Source organism: Streptomyces sp. HUAS 15-9, assembly GCF_025642155.1.
Classification (GTDB): domain Bacteria; phylum Actinomycetota; class Actinomycetes; order Streptomycetales; family Streptomycetaceae; genus Streptomyces.
In genome coordinates this window covers 8,687,740-8,706,233 of record NZ_CP106798.1, presented here as the reverse complement: position 1 = coordinate 8,706,233, position 18,494 = coordinate 8,687,740, and the positions used below count along the sequence as shown (strand labels likewise).

Annotated in this window: 19 protein-coding genes; 7 read left to right on the top strand and 12 right to left on the bottom strand. The window is 69.5% G+C overall.

Going from position 1 to position 18,494, the window contains the following annotated elements; translation table 11 throughout:
- Nucleotides 1-45: 45 nt before the first annotated feature.
- The 6 genes from N8I87_RS39455 to N8I87_RS44770 form a co-directional block, all read right to left on the bottom strand.
- Complete coding sequence (locus tag N8I87_RS39455; protein ID WP_263215739.1) at nt 46-702, bottom strand: acetate uptake transporter; 657 nt, start codon at nt 700-702, stop codon at nt 46-48.
- A gap of 297 nt (nt 703-999) precedes the next feature.
- Nucleotides 1,000-2,595, bottom strand: coding sequence for a sodium/solute symporter (locus N8I87_RS39450; protein WP_263215738.1), 1,596 nt, complete (start codon nt 2,593-2,595; stop codon nt 1,000-1,002).
- Nucleotides 2,592-2,966 carry a hypothetical protein gene (locus N8I87_RS39445; RefSeq protein ID WP_263215737.1) on the bottom strand — a complete coding sequence of 125 codons (375 nt, stop codon included), beginning with the start codon at nt 2,964-2,966 and terminating at the stop codon, nt 2,592-2,594. The genes N8I87_RS39450 and N8I87_RS39445 overlap by 4 nt, the downstream gene beginning before the upstream one ends.
- Nucleotides 2,959-3,765 carry a LytR/AlgR family response regulator transcription factor gene (locus tag N8I87_RS39440; protein ID WP_263215736.1) on the bottom strand — a complete coding sequence of 269 codons (807 nt, stop codon included), beginning with the start codon at nt 3,763-3,765 and terminating at the stop codon, nt 2,959-2,961. The genes N8I87_RS39445 and N8I87_RS39440 overlap by 8 nt, the downstream gene beginning before the upstream one ends.
- 82 nt (nt 3,766-3,847) lie before the next feature.
- Nucleotides 3,848-5,071, bottom strand: a complete 1,224-nt coding sequence (locus N8I87_RS39435; RefSeq protein ID WP_263215735.1) for a sensor histidine kinase — start codon at nt 5,069-5,071, stop codon at nt 3,848-3,850.
- A gap of 868 nt (nt 5,072-5,939) precedes the next feature.
- Complete coding sequence (locus N8I87_RS44770) at nt 5,940-6,458, bottom strand: hypothetical protein (protein WP_263215734.1); 519 nt, start codon at nt 6,456-6,458, stop codon at nt 5,940-5,942.
- A gap of 87 nt (nt 6,459-6,545) precedes the next feature.
- Between N8I87_RS44770 and N8I87_RS39425 the strand changes: the two genes are divergently transcribed.
- Nucleotides 6,546-7,379 (top strand): PIG-L family deacetylase, encoded by an 834-nt coding sequence (locus tag N8I87_RS39425; protein ID WP_263215733.1) that lies wholly within the window; start codon nt 6,546-6,548, stop codon nt 7,377-7,379.
- A 1,226-nt stretch (nt 7,380-8,605) separates the two neighbouring features.
- On the opposite strand, the gene N8I87_RS39420 is transcribed toward N8I87_RS39425, so the two are convergent.
- From N8I87_RS39420 to N8I87_RS39405, 4 genes are all read right to left on the bottom strand, one after another.
- A complete protein-coding gene (locus N8I87_RS39420) occupies nt 8,606-10,150 on the bottom strand; it encodes an FAD-binding oxidoreductase (RefSeq protein ID WP_263215731.1) in 1,545 nt (514 codons plus the stop codon).
- Between the two features lie 493 nt (nt 10,151-10,643).
- Nucleotides 10,644-11,177, bottom strand: a complete 534-nt coding sequence (locus N8I87_RS39415) for a hypothetical protein (protein ID WP_263215730.1) — start codon at nt 11,175-11,177, stop codon at nt 10,644-10,646.
- A 350-nt stretch (nt 11,178-11,527) separates the two neighbouring features.
- Complete coding sequence (locus tag N8I87_RS39410; RefSeq protein WP_263215729.1) at nt 11,528-12,061, bottom strand: SigE family RNA polymerase sigma factor; 534 nt, start codon at nt 12,059-12,061, stop codon at nt 11,528-11,530.
- Nucleotides 12,062-12,302: 241 nt separating this feature from the next.
- Nucleotides 12,303-12,689 (bottom strand): hypothetical protein, encoded by a 387-nt coding sequence (locus N8I87_RS39405; RefSeq protein ID WP_263215728.1) that lies wholly within the window; start codon nt 12,687-12,689, stop codon nt 12,303-12,305.
- A gap of 418 nt (nt 12,690-13,107) precedes the next feature.
- Here N8I87_RS39405 and N8I87_RS39400 point away from each other — a divergent pair, with 418 nt between their 5' ends.
- Genes N8I87_RS39400 through N8I87_RS39390 form a run of 3 tightly spaced genes read left to right on the top strand, consistent with a single transcriptional unit; the run spans nt 13,108 to nt 14,179 of the window.
- Nucleotides 13,108-13,263, top strand: a complete 156-nt coding sequence (locus N8I87_RS39400; RefSeq protein WP_263215727.1) for a hypothetical protein — start codon at nt 13,108-13,110, stop codon at nt 13,261-13,263.
- A complete protein-coding gene (locus N8I87_RS39395; RefSeq protein ID WP_263215725.1) occupies nt 13,264-13,905 on the top strand; it encodes a WD40 repeat domain-containing protein in 642 nt (213 codons plus the stop codon).
- Nucleotides 13,859-14,179 (top strand): WD40 repeat domain-containing protein, encoded by a 321-nt coding sequence (locus tag N8I87_RS39390; RefSeq protein WP_263215724.1) that lies wholly within the window; start codon nt 13,859-13,861, stop codon nt 14,177-14,179. Before N8I87_RS39395 ends, N8I87_RS39390 begins: the two co-directional genes overlap by 47 nt.
- Before the next feature lie 155 nt (nt 14,180-14,334).
- Here N8I87_RS39390 and N8I87_RS39385 read toward each other — a convergent pair whose 3' ends face one another.
- Together N8I87_RS39385 and N8I87_RS39380 are read right to left on the bottom strand one after the other, a co-directional pair.
- Nucleotides 14,335-14,748 carry a DUF4279 domain-containing protein gene (locus N8I87_RS39385; protein ID WP_263215723.1) on the bottom strand — a complete coding sequence of 138 codons (414 nt, stop codon included), beginning with the start codon at nt 14,746-14,748 and terminating at the stop codon, nt 14,335-14,337.
- Nucleotides 14,745-15,488 (bottom strand): HINT domain-containing protein, encoded by a 744-nt coding sequence (locus N8I87_RS39380; RefSeq protein ID WP_263215722.1) that lies wholly within the window; start codon nt 15,486-15,488, stop codon nt 14,745-14,747. Before N8I87_RS39380 ends, N8I87_RS39385 begins: the two co-directional genes overlap by 4 nt.
- A 111-nt stretch (nt 15,489-15,599) precedes the next feature.
- On the opposite strand from N8I87_RS39380, the gene N8I87_RS39375 reads away from it, so the two are divergent.
- From N8I87_RS39375 to N8I87_RS39365, 3 genes are all read left to right on the top strand, one after another.
- Entirely contained in the window at nt 15,600-15,734 is a 135-nt protein-coding gene (locus tag N8I87_RS39375) for a hypothetical protein (protein WP_263215720.1), read from the top strand.
- Nucleotides 15,735-15,949: 215 nt separating this feature from the next.
- Complete coding sequence (locus N8I87_RS39370; RefSeq protein ID WP_263215719.1) at nt 15,950-17,401, top strand: amidase; 1,452 nt, start codon at nt 15,950-15,952, stop codon at nt 17,399-17,401.
- A 246-nt stretch (nt 17,402-17,647) separates the two neighbouring features.
- Complete coding sequence (locus N8I87_RS39365; RefSeq protein ID WP_263215718.1) at nt 17,648-18,415, top strand: alpha/beta hydrolase family protein; 768 nt, start codon at nt 17,648-17,650, stop codon at nt 18,413-18,415.
- The last annotated feature ends 79 nt before the right edge of the window (nt 18,416-18,494 follow it).

Below are 18,494 nucleotides of genomic sequence, written 5' to 3'. Positions count from 1 at the left end.
GTGGTCGGTCGGGCGGTCGGTGGTCGGTGGTCGGTACTGGCGGGGTCAGGCCGCGAACGGCCAGGTCGGCAGGGACCTGCCCTTCCAGGTGGCGTTGGCCACCCCGGCGAACGAGCCGTACCAGGCGAGCAGCGCGGTGAGCAGGCCTGCCCAGCCACCCATGTGCCCCAGTGCCGCCCGCTGTCCCAGCTCGCCGGCGGTGAGCAGCACGAAGGTCACCAGCAGCACCGAGAACGTGGCGAGCAGCACGCCGTTGATCCGGCAGGCGACGATGGTCATGTAGGCGGTGAACAGGGTCCAGGCGAGCAGGAACAGGCCGGTCGCCTGGTAGGCGTGGGCCGCCGGCAGCTTCGGCGCGACGAACTGGACGTAGGCCGCGAAGGAGATCCAGAAGGCGCCGTAGGAGGTGAACGCCACCGCGCCGAAGGTGTTGTTCTTGCGGAACTCCCACATTCCGGCGAGGAGTTGGGCGATGCCGCCGTACCACAGGGCGAGCGGCAGCACGACGGCCTCCAGCGACCCGTCCTTGATCAGACCGGCGTTGAAGACGGAGAGCACGAAGGTGGTGAGGGCGAACGCCGCCAGCCCCAGCGGGCCGGGGTCGGCGATCTGCGGGTGCGGAGTGGCGGCCGCGGCCGGGGTCTGCTCTTCCCGAGCGCCGGGGGTGTCGGCGGCGGGCGTGTTGGCGTGGGTCTGGGTCATGGCGGGTCCTTGTCTCGAGGGACGCCGGCTCAGGCGCGGGTCCTGGGACGTCGTGGTGCGGGGGTCACGGACGCGGGCGGCGGCAGGAGTTGCGGTGGGCTGCGGATCGGCCGGGGGTCGGGGCCGGACACCGCGGTTGCCCGCGTACGGGGGTGGTGCGCAAGGTCCGGCTGCCGCTCCCGGTCCGGGAGCGGCTGGGCGGCCGGGCGTTCCGTGGTGCTGCGCGGTGTTGCGCTCTGGCCGGTTACTGTGCGGCACCCGTGCCCCGGCCGGGAGCCCCCGTACGGAACCTGTCGATCAGTGGTGCCCGTGGCGCGACGGACGGCCGTGGTCCGGGGATGAACGGTCGCCCTCCACCGCCGAACGGTCGGTCGTCTCGGCCGCCAGCGCCTCCGGCAGATGCAGCCGGGCCAGCATGACGGAAGCACCCGCGGGCACCCGGCCGCGTGTGGCCAGGGAGACGCCCACCATGGTCAGGACCGCCGCCGGCACGCTCCAGGCGGCGGGCTGGGCGAGCAGCGTCCCGGCCCAGCCGAGGCCGCCCGCCCCCAGCAGCGTCCCCATGACTGCCGCTGCCGACAGCCCTCCGCCGACCAGCATCCCGGCGACGGCTCCGGGCGCGGTGAGTCCCCGCCACCAGATGCCCAGGACCAGCAGCGGGCAGAAGGTGGACGCGGCCACCGAGAAGATCAGGCCGACCTCGTGGGCCACGGACACCCCGCTCTGCGACAACAGCAGCGCGATGCCGCAGGGTGTGAGCACGGCGACCGCGGAGGCCCGGCGGAAACCCCGCACATCCCCGCCGAGGAGGTCCTGCGAGAGCACGGCGGCGACCGACAGGGCCAGCCCGGAACAGGTCGACAGGAAGGCAGCGAAGGCACCCGCGACCACCAGCGCCGTCAGCAGTTGCCCCGCGGCGCCGGGCACCAGTCGTCCGGGCAGCAGCAGCACCACGGTGTCCGCCCGGTTCGCCTGGGCCAGGCCGGGCGCGAAGAGCCGCCCGAGGCCGCCGTACACCTCGGGCAGCAGATAGAAGAGGCCGAGCAGGCCGAGGACGCCGACCGTCGTGCGGCGGGCCGCGCGGCCGTCCGGGTTGGTGTAGAAGCGGGCAATGACGTGCGGCATGCCCATCGCCCCGAGGAAGGTGGCCACCATCAGTGAGTAGAGGCTGTAGAGCCCGCGCCCGCCGCCCTGAGTGATCGCTGCCCAGGGCGACCCCGCGTGCGCAGTTGGCCCGGGTGCGGCGGGTGCGGAGGTGGCGGCCGGGCCGCCGGACGGGTGCCAGACTCCGCGCCAGACGAGCAGCAGGACGATCGCCGGAATGGCGAGCGCGGCGAGCTTCAGCCAGAACTGGACGGCCTGGACGAGGGTGACGCTGCGCATGCCCCCGGTGACCATGCCGACCAGCACCACCGCCGTCACCAGCAGGGCGCCCGACCAGGCGGGCGCGCCGAGCGTGGCGTGCAGGACCAGCCCCGCGCCCTGGAGTTGTGGCACCTGGTAGAACCACCCGATGAGCACTACGAAGGCGGTGGCCGTCCGCCGCACGGCCAGGGAGTCGAGGCGTGCCTCGGCGAAGTCGGAGACGGTGTAGGCCCCCGACCGGCGCAGCGGTGCGGCCACCAGGACGAGCAGGACCAGATAGCCCGCCGTGTACCCGATGCTGTACCAGAGCATCGTGCTTCCGTACGCCACCAGCAGCCCCGCGATACCCAAATAGGACGCGGCCGAGAGGTATTCGCCGCTGACGGCGGCGGCGTTGCGCAGCGGCGAGACCGTACGGGAGGCGACGTAGAAGTCCGGCGTGGAGCGGGACTTGAGGCCGTAGCCGCCGACGGCCACCGTCACGGCCACGACCAGCAGGACGGCGGCCAGGTTCTCCGGTGCGTTCATGACCGGTGGACGTGTTCGGCGAAGTCGCGTTCGTGGCGCTCGGTCCGGCGGACGTAGCAGGCTCCGGCCACCACCAGCAGCGCGTGCGCCGGCAGTCCCAGGAGCAGCCACGGCAGCCCGGCGCCCCATAGCCGCGCGTGGTGCAGCGCCGGTACGTACCAGAGGAGCGGCGGCAAGGCGGCGAGCGGCAGGATGATCGCGCCGCAGACCAGCAGCCCCAGCCTGAGTTGGGTGCGCATGAGCGCCTTCACGTAGACCTCGCCGAGCGCGGTCTGCTCGTGTACGTCCCGTACCACGGCGCCTCGCCGGCCGGGCCGGGCGGCCCGGGTGCGGGGATGGGTGACGGCCACGCGCCGCGCCGGTTCACCCATCGGCGGCCCTCTGGCCCCTCGGCGGGCCGGACGGGGGCAGCAGCATCTCGCGCAGCTTCCGGCTGCTGCGGCGGCTGACCGGCACGACGGCGCCGGCCACGCGCACCGACAGCCGCCCGCAGTCGGTCATCAGCTCCTCGATATGGCTGGTGGCGACGAGGTGGCGGCGGTGCACGCGCACGAAGCCGGCGTCCTGCCACTGGTCCTCCAGGCTGGACAGCGGCGCCCGCAGCAGATGGCTGCCGGACTCGAGGAACAGACGTACGTAGTCGCCGCACGCCTCCACGTGCCGCACCTCGGAGCGTGGGACGAACCTCGTCATACCGGACAGCTCGACAGCGATCAACTGGTCGTCGGTGGGCTGCTCCGCGGACGCCGGAGGCTCGGCAGGAGCGGGGTCGCGGTCCGTGGGAACCGGGTTCGCGCGCCGCTCGGCGATGCGCCGGACGGTTTCGGCGAGCCGCTGGGCGCGCGCGGGCTTGAGCAGGTAGTCCAGGGCCCCCACTTCGAAGGCGGGCACGGCGAAGTCGTCGTACGCGGTGACGAACACCACCGGCGGCGGCGCGGCGAACCGGGACAGGACCCGGGCCACCTCCAGTCCGTCCAGCCCCGGCATGCGGATGTCGAGGAACACCGCGTCCACGGGACGGTTCTCGGCCAGTGCGCGGTCCAGCGCCAGCAGCGCCGCGGCGCCGTCGGCGGCGGACTCCACGGAGCCGACGGCGGGTTCGAGCCCGAGCAGGTAGACGAGTTCCTCCAGGGCGTGGGGCTCGTCGTCGACCACCAGGATGCTCAGCATGCGCGAATAGGAGCATTCCCCGCACAGCGGGTCAATCCCCCGGAACATGTGGGGTTGGCCACATCCGTGAACGGAGTTGCGCTCAACTGAGCGTGTCCTGTCCTTCGGCCGGGCGGTCTCCGCCGGCCGCCGGAGCGACCACGCCCGCACGGTACTTGGGCACCCGGATCCGCACCTTGGTACCTGCCCCCAGAGCCGTCTCGACCACCAGCCCGTACGCGTCCCCGTACACCTGGCGGAGCCTGGCATCGACGTTCCCCAGACCCACCCCGCCCGAACCGGTGGCCGCCGCGGACCCGGACCCGCCCGGGCTCCCGGCCCCGCCCGCGGCCAGGACGCGCCGCAGATGCTCGGGATCCATTCCCACGCCGTCGTCCTCCACCGTGATGTGGGCCTCGGCGCCCGCGTCCCAGGCGAGCACGGTGATCTGCCCGGGTCCGGTCCTGCCCTCGAAACCGTGCCGCACCGCGTTCTCGATCAGCGGCTGCACGCACAGGAACGGCACCGCCACCGGGAGCACCTCCGGTGCCGCCCGCACGTCGACTTGCAGTCGTTCGCCGAAACGTGCCTGCTCCAGCAGCAGGTACTGGCCGATCGAGCGGAACTCCTCGGCCAGCGTGGTGAACTCGCCGTGGCGGCGGAAGGAGTAGCGCGTGAAGTCGGCGAAATCCAGTAGCAGTTCGCGGGCCCGCTCAGGATCGGTGCGGACGAAGGAGGCGATCGCGGTCAGCGCGTTGCACGAGAAGTGCGGCGAGATCTGCGCGCGCAGCGCCCGCAGCTCCGCCTCCACCAAGCGGGTCCGGGACCGGTGCAGTTCCGCGAGCTCGAGCTGGCCGGACATCCAGCGGGCCACCTCTCCGGTGGCCCGGACCAGCCCCGCCGACACTCCGGGGGCGTACGCCAGCAGCGCGCCCTCGATCCGGTCCTCCACCACGAGCGGCGCCACGACAGCCTCCCGGACCTCGCAGCGCGCGTCCCCGCACCACACCCCGTCGGCCTTCAGCACGGCGGTCCGGCCACCCGCGAGCGCCTCCGCTGCGAGACCGACGGCGGAGCCGGTGTGATGCTTGCCGGCCCCGTCCCAGGCCAGCACGCGTTCGGAGTCCGTGACGGCCAGCGCCGGGGTGCCCAGCAGCGCGCGCAGATGCCGCGTGGCCGCGCCGGCCGACGACATGGTCAGCCCGCCACGCAGCGCCGGCGCCGCGAGGGACGCACGGTGCAGCGCCTCGAACGTCGCCTGCCCCGCCCGCCCGTCGAATCCGGCGTGCCGGCGCAGCCATCTCCGCGACCGGAATATGCCCGCCATGCCGGACACGGTAGCCGCTCCGGCCCGCACGCGCGGCGGGCCGGTGGTCGGCCGTCCGGATGCCCCGTCCTTGGACCACAGGGGACGGGCCTTGGACCACAGGGGACGGATCACCTGCTGTCGCTGGTCTCGATGCCCCCACTGGCGCGGCCCCGCGTGCCGGGGAGGAAGGAGGCCTCGGGGATCCGGCCGACCGTGAGCGCGGCGTGAGGGAGCTCGATCATGACCCAGGCCGTGTCGCTCCCCTTGACCGCCCGCGGGCGCCACCGGCTCAAGATGATGGCCCACGGTCGCAAAACCCCGCATCAGGCCCGCAGCGCACGACTGTCGTGCTGCTGGCTGCACGTGGGTGCTCCAATGCCCGGATAGCCGCGCAGAGGCGTCCGGCCCCGAATCCGCTACGACCGCAGGCGGCATGGACTCCTTCGGCCTGGAGTCGGCCGACAGCCCCTTGCCGACGTACACACTGAGCTTCGGGTAGCCGTCGAAGGCGCACGGCTTGGATCCCTTGTGCGCGGCGCTGAGCGTCGCCGTCGGTGTGTTGTGCGGCTTGCCCGGGAGAAGGGTCATCTTCCAGCTCATCTGGGCCGTTCCACATGCGGCAATCCGGGTTCCCGAGACGCTGTCGCTCCGGCCGCAGGCGGCGACGCTCAGCAGCATCACCAGGCCGACTGTGCGGACCGTCGATGTCCGCCGTGACATGAGATCTCCCCTGGGTGACGCCGCTCCCGCATGGCCGAGTGCCGCCGCTCCTGCCCCACCGGACAACTGGATGCGGGCAGGCGCGCCAAGGTTCCACACCGACCGGCTGGATGATCAGCTCCCTCGCACGATCTCGTGCAGCCTCTCCAGACGCTCCCTCATCCCATCAGATGTGACGCTGCGCTGGCCGCAGACGTGAGGTCGCCCGAGGCGATCGGACCATCGGGGTGTCCGCCTCCCAGGCGGGCCTGGTCGACCACGCCCGTCCCCGAGATCTGGTTCCCCTGGGCTTCGGTGGTCGTGACATCTTTGTAGGTGAAGCGCTGGGATGCTGCCGGTCGGCCTTGCTGCTGCCGCTGTTGATGGCGCTGCGCTGGTTGCGTGCGGCGTGGATGGCCTTGTCCTCGTACTTCACGATGTCCGGGTCGGCTGCGGCAAGGGCGCGGAGCAGTTCGGCGCGCTTGGCGCCTGTGGGCTTGGGCGTGACGGTGCGCGGAGGCGGCCAGCACCACGACGCCGTGATTCGCCCCATCACATCCACGACCAGGCCCCGCCGGCGCCCAGACATCTTCTTGTCGACATCCAGTCCTGTCGTGGTCCTGGGGACACCGGCGGCCACGCGGACGAACTGGGTGTCGATGACCACAAGGGGCGGGTCCCCATCGCCGCTGTCGGCAACGGTCATCAGGGCCGATCCACCTCATTATTAGCCGTTGTCATACACCTTGCCGCAGACTCGGACCGAGACCATTTGACACAGGAGGAATGTTTCATGAATGACCGGCCCTTGACGCTGATGGCGGTGCACGCCCACCCCGACGACGAGGCCACCGGAACGGGAGGCGTCCTCGCGCGGTACGCGGCGGAGGGCATCCGCACGGTCCTCGTGACGTGCACCGACGGCAGTTGCGGAGACGGACCGGGCGGTGTCAAACCGGGCGATCCTGGGCACGAGCCGGCAACTGTCGCCTTGATGCGGCGCCAAGAACTCGAGGCAAGCTGCGACATCCTGAAGGTCAGTCATCTGGAGATGCTGGACTACGCCGACTCCGGGATGATGGGCTGGCCGACCAACAACGCCCCCGGATCCTTCTGGCAGACACCCGTGGAGGAGGGCGCTGCCCGACTCGCGGAACTCCTGCGCCGCTACCAACCCGATGTGGTCGTCACCTACGACGAGAACGGTTTCTACGGCCACCCCGACCACATCCAGGCGAATCGCATCACGATGGCGGCGCTGGCACTGACCGAGGCGACGCCGAAGGTGTACTGGACGACGGCGCCCCGCTCAATGATGCAGCGGTTCGGCGAGACCATGCGCGAGTTCGGCGCGGACTGGCAGGAGCCGGATCCCGCCGAGGCCGCCGCGATGGCCGAGATCGGACTCCCCGACGAGGAGATCACCACCTGGGTGGACACCAGCGCGTACGGCCCCCAGAAGTTCGATGCCCTGGCCGCGCACGCAAGCCAGGGCGAGAACATCTTCTTCCTCAAGATGGGCCAGAAAAGGTTCACCGAATTGATGGGCGTCGAGACCTTCGTACGCGTCCAGGACACCACCAGCACCGCCGTGCCTGAGAACGACCTCTTCGCCGGGCTTCGCTAGGTTCGCCGCATCTCCCGAAGTCCGGGTGCCGGCACGGGCGTTGAAGCGGCCACCGGGTGGTCATCGACGGGATCCTGTTCCGGATCCGCACCGGCGTCCGTGCCGGGACCTGCCTGAGCGCCTTGGGAACCTCGTGCCGGGCCCACCAGCATGCGGCCGGTGCACGGCGCACGCCCGTTCGCCTTGAGGGAGTCGCGCGTGTGGGCGGCAGGGGAATGAAGGATGTAAGCAGGAACAAGCAGGGCGTGGACAATCGCAACGGCTACATCAGCATCAGTACCGAACCAAAGCAGAATGAAGCCAAGGCCGGTGACACCGTCTTCTTTCAACTGGCAAAGCCACGGCGGCTGGGACCACGCAGGCGTCGTCACTAGAATTTCCCATGGAAAGGCTTACGTGAGCGCACACGGCAGCGCCCGTATGAACAAACGCCCCGATTCCGTCTCGAGCACGGGGACGTGAGCGGGCATCTACCACGTCGCTCCGGGATGGTACTGGTGACCGGGTCGTACAGGAAACGCCTGTGGGTGACGACTGCGGCTCTTGCCGTTCCGGGAACGGCTGCCACCGTCTGGTGGCAGTTGCGGACCCCGTCCCGTACTCGCTGCACAAGACGCCGGCGGTGAAGGTCAGCGTCCGCGCCGTGGAATCGGACTACCCCGACGTCAAAGAGACCGCCGACGACGTCGAGCTGCTCGTCAAGGTGTACGTCCAACGCCCTCAGGCAAACAGGTGCTGGAACTCACCCGCGATCACGATGACGTGTGGTGGGTGCAACTGGGCGAGGGTGACCCCGTGGCGCCGTAGGCACCGGGACCTCACACAAAAGATGCCAGCAGCCGCTCGCGACCTCCTTGCGGGCGGCTGCTCATCGTAGGCCCCCGAGGCCGACAACAGCCTCGGGGCCTATGCGCGTGCCGACGGTGCGCTCCCTCGATGACGGGCAACGACCCATCGTGTTCGGGCCAGGCTGCCCGCCGGGTCAGCCCAGGGTGCAAGCGGTCCCACGCCTGTGCGGTCGCCTCCCGTAGGGGAGGGGGTCGGTCACGGGCACCGTTGGCCCGCAGGCGGGCAACCACGTCCTCGATGTTCGTCGACGGCAAACATGTTGCGACGAAGGCGGTGCGTGTTCGACGGCGCGTCTTTCGGCTCGGGGGTGATGGCCTCCGGCCCATAAAACTTCGCCAGCTCTACTCGCCCGTGAATACGGGGTCGGTTCGAGACCGTCAGGTGCCGATCCCCTGTGGATAGCTGAAGAACTCGGTCGGATCGTACTTCCGCTTCACCCTGACCAGCCGATCGTAGTTCGCACCGTAGTAAGCCCGCCGCCAGTCCTTCAGTGTCGGATCCGGGAAATTCTGATACGCCTGCTCGGGAGGCGTGTTGCCGAAAATGTCGTAGTAGAACTCACGGAGCCAGCGCAGATTCGCGGTCTCGACGTGAGGCGGATCGTAGTCCGCCCAGGAGGTCTCGGCAGCGAAGATGAACACGGCGTTTCGGTGCACGAACGCGGTCGCGTCCGGCGGCACCTGGTTGATCTCGCCGCCGAGAGCGAACATCGCGAACCCGGCCCCGTCCTCGTTGCCGCTGCCCGGCCAGTCCAGCAGTTGCTCGGCGGCGGCACCGACCTGCTTGTCAGTAAGGAGCGTCCGGGACGTGAGAACCGCCGACTTGGTGGCGAACTGGTCCACCGGCGTCGTGGCGCTCAGCAGCACACTCGCCTGACCGGGAGTGACCTCGCGGACGGACGCGCTGTTGCGGGCGCGCTCCTCGGCCGTGCCGATGGCGAGCAGCGGGGCCAGGATGTCGCGCAACTCCTCAAGGGGGCCGTAGTACTGGCCGATGGCGTTGACGTTGGCGTTGGCGTTGGCGCGGATCTCGTCCCTGGCAAGCCCGTGGGTCCCGATGCCGACGCGAAGGTGGAACCGCTTGTTGTCCAGGCCGTCCAAGGCGATCCGCTGCGCGGTGGCGATCACCGGCACCACGGAGTCCAGGCTCCAGCGCAACTGGAAGAAGCCCACGTTGCCCTGGAACTGCTCGTACTGGAACGTGAAGGAGGTGTTGACACCGAAGTTGTTCCCGGCCCCGCCGCGGCAGGCCCAGAACAGGTCGGAACAGGAGTCCTGACTGGCCTCCACCACGCGGCCGTCGGCGAGTACCACGGTCGTCGAGACCAGCCGATCACAGGTCATCCCGAACATCTTGTCACTGAAGCCGATACCGCCTCCGAGCACCAGTCCGGCCACCCCGACCGTGGGGCAGCGGCCGGTCGGCACGAACATCCCCCGGTCCTCCAGCAGCGGGTGCAGGTCGCCATTGGTGACCCCGGCTCCCACGGTGACCGTACCCGCGTCATGGGTGACCTTGATCGGCCCGTAGGTCCGGGTCCGGGAGCGGGCGCCCGGCAGCGGGGTGACAGCGATGCTCTTCATCCGGGCCATGTTGAGCAGCAGGCCGGTGGTGCTGGAGTACCCGGCGTAGTTGTGGCCCAGCCCGGTGCGGGGGACGGCGGGCAGCCCCACCGCGCGGGCCCAGCGGACCGCCGCGCGGACGTCCGCGGTGGTAGCGCACGCGACAATTCCAGCGGGGTGGATCCCGGCGTAGCGGTGGTTGAACGGGAGCGCCAGCGGCGAGTAGTTGGAATCCGTTGGCCGGTAGAGAGTAGAACGCGATGACAACGCGTCGGCCAGCCGCTTCCAGTCCCGGGGGCCGACCCGCTCCGCCACCTCGGTGGGTGACGCAGCGACGGGTGGTGCCTGCAGACCCACCATCCCCGTCCCCAAAGCACCCAGTGTGCCTACCCGTACTACGTCCCGCCTGTTGATCACAGTGGCTGCCCCTCACGAGAAACGCCCCAAAGGCCCGATCGCCTTCCTGTGAAGTCAATCGATCGCCAGCCCGCACGGCTCCACAACAGGCTCCGCCCACAGGCCCGCAACCCCAAAGAGCGCCCGGCGTACCGCCGAACGGCCCCGTCGGCACGAAGGACAGCAGCACGATCAGCGGGCCCAACACAGGGATCACCTTCGACGGACGACTCTCCGCCGCCCGACGCTGAACCTCTGACAACTCCAGAACCACCGTTGACTTTACGGATCCATGTGCTGTGCACCACCGAGCCATCCACCCGCACTCCCAGGGGGATACGGGTCCGGTCGTGCCGGCCGCCGCAGTTGCTACGGAGGCCCGAGCAACTGCGGTCGTCGGCGTCGGCGTCGGCGTCGGCGCAAGTCTTCACCAGCTGCGCACTGGATGGTGCGTCTGTCAGCTCTCGTCGCACCCCTTGATGTCGTCCTTGCATCCGTCCACGTCGTGCGGGACTACGGTGTTGAGTCGCCAGAGCACGAGACCCTCGGTGTCCGGCCCTACGGGGGTGATCCTGGCGGTGAAGCGGCTGCCGGCGGGGATGTTGAACTGATCCGCCTCGCGGTCGCCGCACGCCACCTCCCACTCGCTGTTCGTGCCATCCCGTGCGAGGGTCAGCGTCACCGAGCGACGGGTGGGTGCCTGGCAGGCGACATCGAAGGTGTAGGGGCGGTCTCCCTGTGCCGTGAAGGCCTTGTTCAGACCCCGCGCCAGGCTTTCCATTCCCTCATCGACGCGTGAGGCACCATCGGGCTCCACGGCATTCAGGGCGCGCGTGGCGCGCTGCATCGCATCTTCTTGGTCCTCCTTGCCGTCCCAGGAGGAGGCCGTGCCGCCGGGTTCGGACTTCCTTTCTTCATTCCTCTGCTCCGCGCAGGCGCCCGTCAGAACCGCTGCGGAGACGATGAGGGCGAGGCCCTGGCGTGCACTCATTGAGGGCTCCAGTCGCCGGGGGTGTGAGAACGGCGCTGCCTTCAAGGGCTACCCGGCGCTCGAATGGCGGATGTTGGACAATGATGGGTTCTTCGTGACGCTGCCCGGATTCGAACAGTGCAAGCGCGGTGTCGTCACCTGCACCTGGCAGAAGGTCGGGTGACACCACCGGGACATAATGGAGCGAGCGGGGAGGCGGCGACGGTCTCTCACGCTCCCTCCCCCGCATCGTTCTCCCTCACATGCCGACGGCATTCCAGTCCTCGTCGGCATACGCCTTCGTCTTCCACGCCAGGGCACCGTTCACCAGGCCGGCCTTGTCATCTGCTAGATCTGGATATCAGAAGGACTCACCGATCGAGTGAAGCTGTCCGATGAGGAGCAGCGCTGCGCTCCAGCTCCTGACGGAGTCGGCCGAGTGCCCGATGCAGCGTGCTCTTGACCGTGCCGGCCGCTATGCCGAGGGCAGCGGCCGTCTCCTCGGTGGACATCTGCTCCCAGTGCCGCAGCACCACGACACGGCGTTGGTTGGGCGCCAGAGTCTTCATGATGTCCATCAGCAGGGCGCGGTTGGCGTGCTGCTCGGTGCAGTCGTCGACGGATGCGTCCGGTAGTTGCTCGGTGGGGAGCTCCTGCAGTTTCCTGGCTCGCCACCACTCCGTGCGGGTGTTGATCATGACGCGGCGCAGATAGGCGTCCGCGAGCTGCTTGTCCGCTATGCGGTCCCACTGGCGGTACGTTCGCAAGAGCGCAATCTGCAGCAGATCCTGAGCGTCGAGCGGGTCGTGGACCAGGCTTCGGGCCGTGCGCAGCAAAGCGTCATGACGCGCACTCACGTATTCCTCGAATTCCGGCACCCCGCCAAGGCGCCTGGGAGCGTTCATGTTTGAAAGTCCTTTCATGCAGGCGAGCGGCCGGACGTACGGCGTGGGTCGGTGGGGGCGCCGGACGGTGTTGGACCCGTAGAACTTGGCCGCCGACGGGGCCTCCCGCGCGGGTCGCGGCTGTACCCGGCGCACAGCGGCCGCATCGCTGTCGCTGTGCACCGGAATCACCGGGGACCGTGGGACGGCCGAGTGGCGCTGGATCGGCCCGTGATCTCAAGTCGTGCCTCGTGCGCGCCCGTTAGCGCAGGTCCACCCAGGCGTACTCGTAGCCGTCTTCGAAGTTGCAGCTCATCGAGGACTTCTGGCCCGGCTTGCGCCACGGGCCCCACCGCGTGTACTTGATCAGGGGGTTGCTGTGGTCGACGCAGGTGGCACGGGCGCGGTGCCTGCGCCAAGAGGGCTGGTTGGAGCAGTAGGTGTGCACGCCCAGACGGACAACGCCGTGGTGGTAGATCTTGCAAGGGGGGCCGGCAGCGGCCCGGGCCGTCTCGGCAGCTGCCGGAGAGGCTCGATGGGCCGTGGTGCCGGCATGGGCGGGCGCGGCGACGGTCATCCCGCCGAGGATCGCGATGCCCATGGCGGCGGCTGCCGCGCCACGCCGCATGGTCATCCTGCGTGTCTTCACGCGGGTCCTCCTTCGTACTTCGTAGGGGTCTGGACACCGAGCACGGAGCATGGCCGACGGAGCATGACCACCTGGCTCGGTGTTCCTTCCGTTGCGGGGCGCCGTCGCCCACCCCCGTGAGGGCGACGGCCGTTACCCCGCACCGGCGCCGCAGCGGGGCGGCGCATCACCTAGTTCAGCGGTTCCGGAATTGAATGGGCAGCCGGTTCTGCCACCCTGATCAATGGCTGTTTTCGCAGGTCACCGGCATGGCATGGCGACGCTGACCAAAGACGGCGCGTCTGGTTTGCCCTGCCGTCACGAGCGTGCGCAGCGTGGCGGGCCATCGCGCCGCGTCCACGGGGGAGGCAGGCGGGTGGTGGGGGTGCTGTCGATGGCGGGGCGTCCGGAGAGCCCACTCGATCCGAGTCGGAGGCCGGTGCAGCGTTTCGCCGCCGAGTTACGGAAGCTGCGTGCGGAGGGCGGCAGTCCGCCGTACCGGGTGATGGCGCAGCGCACCGGTCAGGGGGCGAGCACGCTCTCGCAGGCGGCCGGGGGCGAGCGGCTGCCGACTCTGCCCGTGGTCCTGGCTTAAGTGCACGCCTGCGGCGGCGATGCGGGCGAGTGGGAGGAGCGCCGGCAACGGGCGTACGAAGAGGCTGCGGCCGAGCCTCGTAGCAGCACCCGTGGGGTCTCGCTGTGGGACGTCGGTGACCTCGCACGCCCGCGGCTCCTCGGCGGCCGACTGCTCGGAGTCACCGCGGCGTTCGCGCCTCGCGGCCGAGTCCTCGCCACGGCAGGGGGTGGCAGGATCTGGCTGTGGGACACCAGCGACCGCGCCCACCCCGAGCCCCTCGGTCCTCCCCTCCGCGTGGCGGGGAACTGGATCCCGTCGGTGGCCTTCAGCCCTGACGGGCACACGCTCGCGGCCGCCGTCGAGCAGAGCGAGATCCATCTGTGGGACACCAGAAATCCCGCGCACCCCAAGCGCATCGGCAAGCCGCTCACCAGCACCACCGGCGACTTCACCGACGTGGCGTTCAGCTCGGACGGGCGCATCCTCGCCAGTACGAACCACGACGAGGGCTCGTTCTGGGACACCAGCGACCCCGCTCATCCCGAAAATCTCGCCAACCGCCGTACCGGGCCTCGGCCTGCTCGTCGACGACCGTGCGAACTCGTTCGCCGCTGTGGCGTTCGGCCCCGACGGGCGCACTTTCGCCACCGCCGGCGATGACGAGGACGTCCGGCTCTGGGACATCCCGAAGAGCGGTCGGCCCACGCTCTTCGGGAGCCCGCTCAAGGAGCATTCCAAACCCGTGTCCGCCGTCGCCTTCAGCCCCGACGGGCGTCTTCTCGCCACGGGCAGCGAGGACGGTACGGCCCGGCTGTGGGAGCTGAACGCCGACCGGGCCGTCCGACACATCTGCGCTGCTACGAAGCACACCCTCACGGCAGAGGAGTGGCGGCAGTACGTCGGAGGTATCGCCTACCACCCCCCGTGCCCGTGAAGGAGCGATGGAGGTCGGGTCGGATGAGAAAGCCAACCCAGTGCTCTTGCGCGCCTGGAGCGCCCCGCGCCGAGCTTCCTGTCGCACGCGTCCGGCATGCCACGTGATCCGGAAGAACCGTCCCGGCCGGGGTCCCGGTCACCCGGGCGGTCGTCTCAGTCGAGGTACACGTACTGGTCGATGTCCAGCGACGCCCCGGCCTCGGCCAGCCACGCCAGCAGAGCAGCGCTCAGGAAGATGCCCTTCTGCTGCGGGTCCTCGGGATCGGTGAGTTCCTGAACGACCACCAAAGAGACGTCGGCGTCCCCGGACCCGGCCAGCCGTCCCAGGGCCGAGGCGAACTCCGGTTCCCAGCCGAGGACCACCGGCTCGAGATCCTCCGGCCGCGCGGGCCCGCCCGTGGCCGAGGCGTGCCGGATCCAGGTCGCGTGCGCGCGGGGCGGTGACTGGGGGCGCCTGCGGCTGCCGATCGCCGTGGATTCGTCGGGTCCGGTCCCCAGCCGCGCGGAGATCTCCTCCGGCTGCAGGGACTCGCTGACCACCCGCAGATACATCCGGAACGCGCTCACGGCCGGTACCTGTAATTCGTCGGAACCAAGATCTTCCCGTCCTTGCTCACGAGGACGATCCTGCCCTCGCCGTCACGCATCGCGTCGAACCGCGACACGTTGTTCTTCCCCACCCAGTCGGCCTTGAAGGCGTGCGGGTCCTCGCCGACGCTCTTCAGCGCCTTTTCGAGCTGCTTCTCCTTGATCTTGACCAGGGAGCCGCGGTCGATGGCCGCGGCGTCGGGGAGCTCTCCACGGATGAAATCACACGACGCGTTGTGGACGAGTACGGGAGTCGTACCCGCCAGCACGTAGTAGGTGTGAAGTTCGTTGACGGTCAGGTTGTAGGCGCCCTGCGGCTCCTTCCAGTGCGTGACCTTGTCGATCCGGACTTCGGTTCCGTCGGGGGCGCGGAGGGAGTCACCGGAGTTGAGGTCGCGGGCATCGGTCCACCGCCGCCGGTTCTCGACCCAGAAGGGGTGGTGGTCGGTGGCGGTGAGCGCCGGGTGCTCGTCGCCCGCGTCGCCGGCCAGGGTGACGCCGGTGAAGTCCTCGTCGTCGGGTGTGTAGATCGTGTCATCCACCGGGCGCGAGCCCGTGGTACCTGTCTCCGGATCGGAGGCCAGGACACTGTCACCGGCGGCGATCTGCTCGATGGGCAGGGAGGTGGTGCCGTCACCCATGAGGACCCGTGTGCCGGCCGGGAAGCTGTTGCACTCGGGCATCTTGTCGCCCTTGCGGGCGACGAGCAGGCCGGCCATGGTGCCAGGAACCCGAGCCGCTGCGGGGGGCAGTGGGCCCACACCGAAGCCTTCACCTGCACCGCCACCGACGCCCCGGCCCGCTGCACCACCGGTACCGACCCCGACGACATGTTCCAAGAACCCATGCCGTCCGAGCGCCTGTTCAACCGGCCCGGCCTCGAACCGCCCTACCACTGGAAGGGCCGCCGCCACATCGCTACGTACGAGGCGGAGGAGCACGCCCTCCAGTTCTGGCCCGCATAAGTAGCGCTGCCAACTCGAACTCGGACAGATCCTGCGCTGTCGCCGCCACACCGTTCAGCGAGCAGCTGCTGCCGTGCGTCGCCCCGCCATCGCCATTGGCCGGGCGAAGGCGAATTGCCTCTGGCCAAGCGGAACATGATGGGTATTGAGACATTCTTCCGGTTGCGCGAAGCGGTATTTCATGACCTCTTCCAGAGGCCGATACGGTCGGATTCATGGGATGGAATTTTTCGACGGCCGAACAGCTCGCGGCTGCGTTACGCGCCGGTGAAGTGACCTCGGCGGAACTGACCGACGAGGCCATCGCCCGTATCGAGCGGGACGACAAGGCGATCAACGCGATCTGTGTGCCGGACTTCGACCGTGCACGGTCCGCCGCGCGCGGTGCCGACCTGGCGCGCGCCCGCGGTGAGGACCGGCCGCTGCTCGGCATTCCGGTGACGGTCAAAGAGTCCTACAACATCGCCGGGCTGCCCACCACCTGGGGCATACCGCTGCACCGGAACTACATCCCGGCCGAGGACGCGGTGCAGGTGTCGCGGCTCAAGGCCGCGGGCGCGGTGGTGCTCGGTAAGACCAACGTGCCCCTGGGGCTGCAAGATGTGCAGAGCTTCAACGAGATCTACGGCACCACCAACAACCCGTGGGATCACGGTCGTACCTCAGGTGGATCCTCCGGCGGATCAGCGGCGGCCCTGGCGTCCGGATTCGGCGCGCTGTCCATCGGCTCCGACATGGCCGGTTCGTTGCGTACCCCCGCACACTTCTGCGGTGTCTACGCACACAAACCGACCCTGGGGGTGGCAGCGAGCCGCGGCATGGTGCTGCCGAGCGCGCCGGCCTTGCCGACCGACCATGACCTCGCCGTCGTCGGTCCGATGGCGCGCAGTGCCCGCGACCTCACGCTCCTGTTCGACGTCATGGCCGGACCGGACCCGCTGACGCTCGGTGTGGCGCACGAGTTGAGGCTGCCGGCCGCGCGCCACGAGCGGCTCTGCGACTTCCGGGTCCTGGTCCTCGATGACCATCCGCTCATTCCGACCGGGTCCGCTGTGCGGGCGGGCGTGAACCGGGTGGCCGACGCGCTGGTGGACGGCGGCGCCCGCGTCGAACGGCACAGTCCGCTGCTGCCCGATCTGACCGAAGCCGCCCTGATCTACAGGCAGTTGCTGTTCTCGGGATCCGCTGCGCATTTTCCCGTCGAAGCGTACGAGCAACTGCGGAGCCGCGCCGCCGGACTGAGCCCGGACGACCAGAGTCTCGATGCGGGGCTGCTGCGCGGCATGGTTCTCAGCCACCGCGACTGGATCCAGGCGAACAGCCGTCGCGAGCTCCACCGCCACGGCTGGCGGCAGCTCTTCGCCGAGTTCGACGCCGTGGTGTGTCCGATCACGCCCACTCCCGCGTTCCCACACGACCACAACCCCGATCCGAGGGAACGCCGGATCGACATCGACGGCATCGAGTACCCGTACTTCGACCAGTTGGTCTGGGCCGGTCTGGCCACCATGCCCGGCCTGCCCGCCACCGCCGTACCGGCGAGCCGGTCCCCGGAGGGTCTGCCGGTGGGAGTGCAGGTCATCGGTCCGATGTTCGAGGACCGCACCCCGCTGCGGCTGGCCGAACTGCTCGAGCAGAAGATCGGCGGTTTCCAGGAACCGAAGTAGGCGTACTACGTGGACATCCGCGGCCACCAGCGCCTGTGTGGGGTCGTGATCACATGGCGCGGGAAATGGGTTGCGGGGACGATGATCAGGCTGTTGGCTTGCGGTTGACCGTGGCACCGGGCGAGGAGGTGAGACCCATGAACGTTGTATCGATATGGGTGCTCCCCCTTCCCGTCACGGTCGGCGACTGACGTAGATGTCTTCGGGAGCGCCTCAATGACAAGGCACTCCCGAAGGGCAACTCCCATGCGTTCTCTGCAGTTCACCGCCGAGTCGTCGTCGAACGGCATGATCGAGCGCGACTTCACTGTGGGTGAAGTCCCCGGCGTCCTCTGGTCGCCGGCGCCCGGCGCCGATCGCGCGCCCCTGATCCTGATGGGCCACGGCGGCGGCAATCACAAGAAGCATCCGGCGATGTCGGGCCGGGCCCGGCGCCTGGTGACCGACTGCGGCTTCCACGTCGCCGTCATCGACGCGCCCGGTCACGGCGACCGGCAGCGCAGCGCGCACGACGAGGCGGAAATCGCCGAGTTGTTCCGTGCGAGGGCTGCGGGCGAGCCGGAAGGCCCGATCGTCGTCCGCTACAACGCCCACCTGGCGGAGCTCGCCGTACCCGAGTGGCAGGTGACCCTGGACGCACTCCAGGAGCTTGCGGAGATCGGCGCCGACGGGCCGGTCGGCTACTGGGGCATCAACATGGGCACCGCGATCGGCGTGCCGTTCGTGGCGGCGGAGCCCAGGATCACGGCCGCGGTCTTCGGTCAGCACTGGCCCCATGTCCTGGCGGAGAAGGCGACGCAGATCACCGTCCCGATCGAGTTCGACCTGCAGTGGGACGACGAGCACATCTCGCGCGAGGAGGGCCTCGCGCTGTTCGACGCCTTCGCCTCGAAGGAAAAGTCCCTGCACGTCAACTCGGGCAAGCACAAGGAACTGCCCCGCTTCGAGGTCGACAGCGCGGTCCGGTTCTTCGCCCGACACCTCGGCGGGGTGGTCACCAGGTCGGCTGCCTGACGTGCGCGTCGGTTGCGGCGTCCGGCTGGCCGACCGGGTGCCGCAACCGCGTCCCGCGCCCGACAACTCGGCGGGGCGG

Bases quoted from the DNA above. Each gene is read 5' to 3' on its own strand.
- N8I87_RS39375 (WP_263215720.1), top strand. From the start codon at position 15,600: ATGTTCCAAGAACCCATGCCGTCCGAGCGCCTGTTCAACCGGCCCGGC.
- N8I87_RS39410 (WP_263215729.1), bottom strand. From the start codon at position 12,061: ATGAACGCTCCCAGGCGCCTTGGCGGGGTGCCGGAATTCGAGGAATAC.
- N8I87_RS39450 (WP_263215738.1), bottom strand. From the start codon at position 2,595: ATGAACGCACCGGAGAACCTGGCCGCCGTCCTGCTGGTCGTGGCCGTG.
- N8I87_RS39370 (WP_263215719.1), top strand. From the start codon at position 15,950: ATGGGATGGAATTTTTCGACGGCCGAACAGCTCGCGGCTGCGTTACGC.
- N8I87_RS39435 (WP_263215735.1), bottom strand. From the start codon at position 5,071: ATGGCGGGCATATTCCGGTCGCGGAGATGGCTGCGCCGGCACGCCGGA.
- N8I87_RS39455 (WP_263215739.1), bottom strand. From the start codon at position 702: ATGACCCAGACCCACGCCAACACGCCCGCCGCCGACACCCCCGGCGCT.
- N8I87_RS39365 (WP_263215718.1), top strand. From the start codon at position 17,648: ATGCGTTCTCTGCAGTTCACCGCCGAGTCGTCGTCGAACGGCATGATC.
- N8I87_RS39425 (WP_263215733.1), top strand. From the start codon at position 6,546: ATGAATGACCGGCCCTTGACGCTGATGGCGGTGCACGCCCACCCCGAC.
- N8I87_RS39380 (WP_263215722.1), bottom strand. From the start codon at position 15,488: ATGGCCGGCCTGCTCGTCGCCCGCAAGGGCGACAAGATGCCCGAGTGC.
- N8I87_RS44770 (WP_263215734.1), bottom strand. From the start codon at position 6,458: ATGACCGTTGCCGACAGCGGCGATGGGGACCCGCCCCTTGTGGTCATC.
- N8I87_RS39420 (WP_263215731.1), bottom strand. From the start codon at position 10,150: ATGGTGGGTCTGCAGGCACCACCCGTCGCTGCGTCACCCACCGAGGTG.
- N8I87_RS39415 (WP_263215730.1), bottom strand. From the start codon at position 11,177: ATGAGTGCACGCCAGGGCCTCGCCCTCATCGTCTCCGCAGCGGTTCTG.
- N8I87_RS39445 (WP_263215737.1), bottom strand. From the start codon at position 2,966: ATGGGTGAACCGGCGCGGCGCGTGGCCGTCACCCATCCCCGCACCCGG.
- N8I87_RS39440 (WP_263215736.1), bottom strand. From the start codon at position 3,765: ATGCTGAGCATCCTGGTGGTCGACGACGAGCCCCACGCCCTGGAGGAA.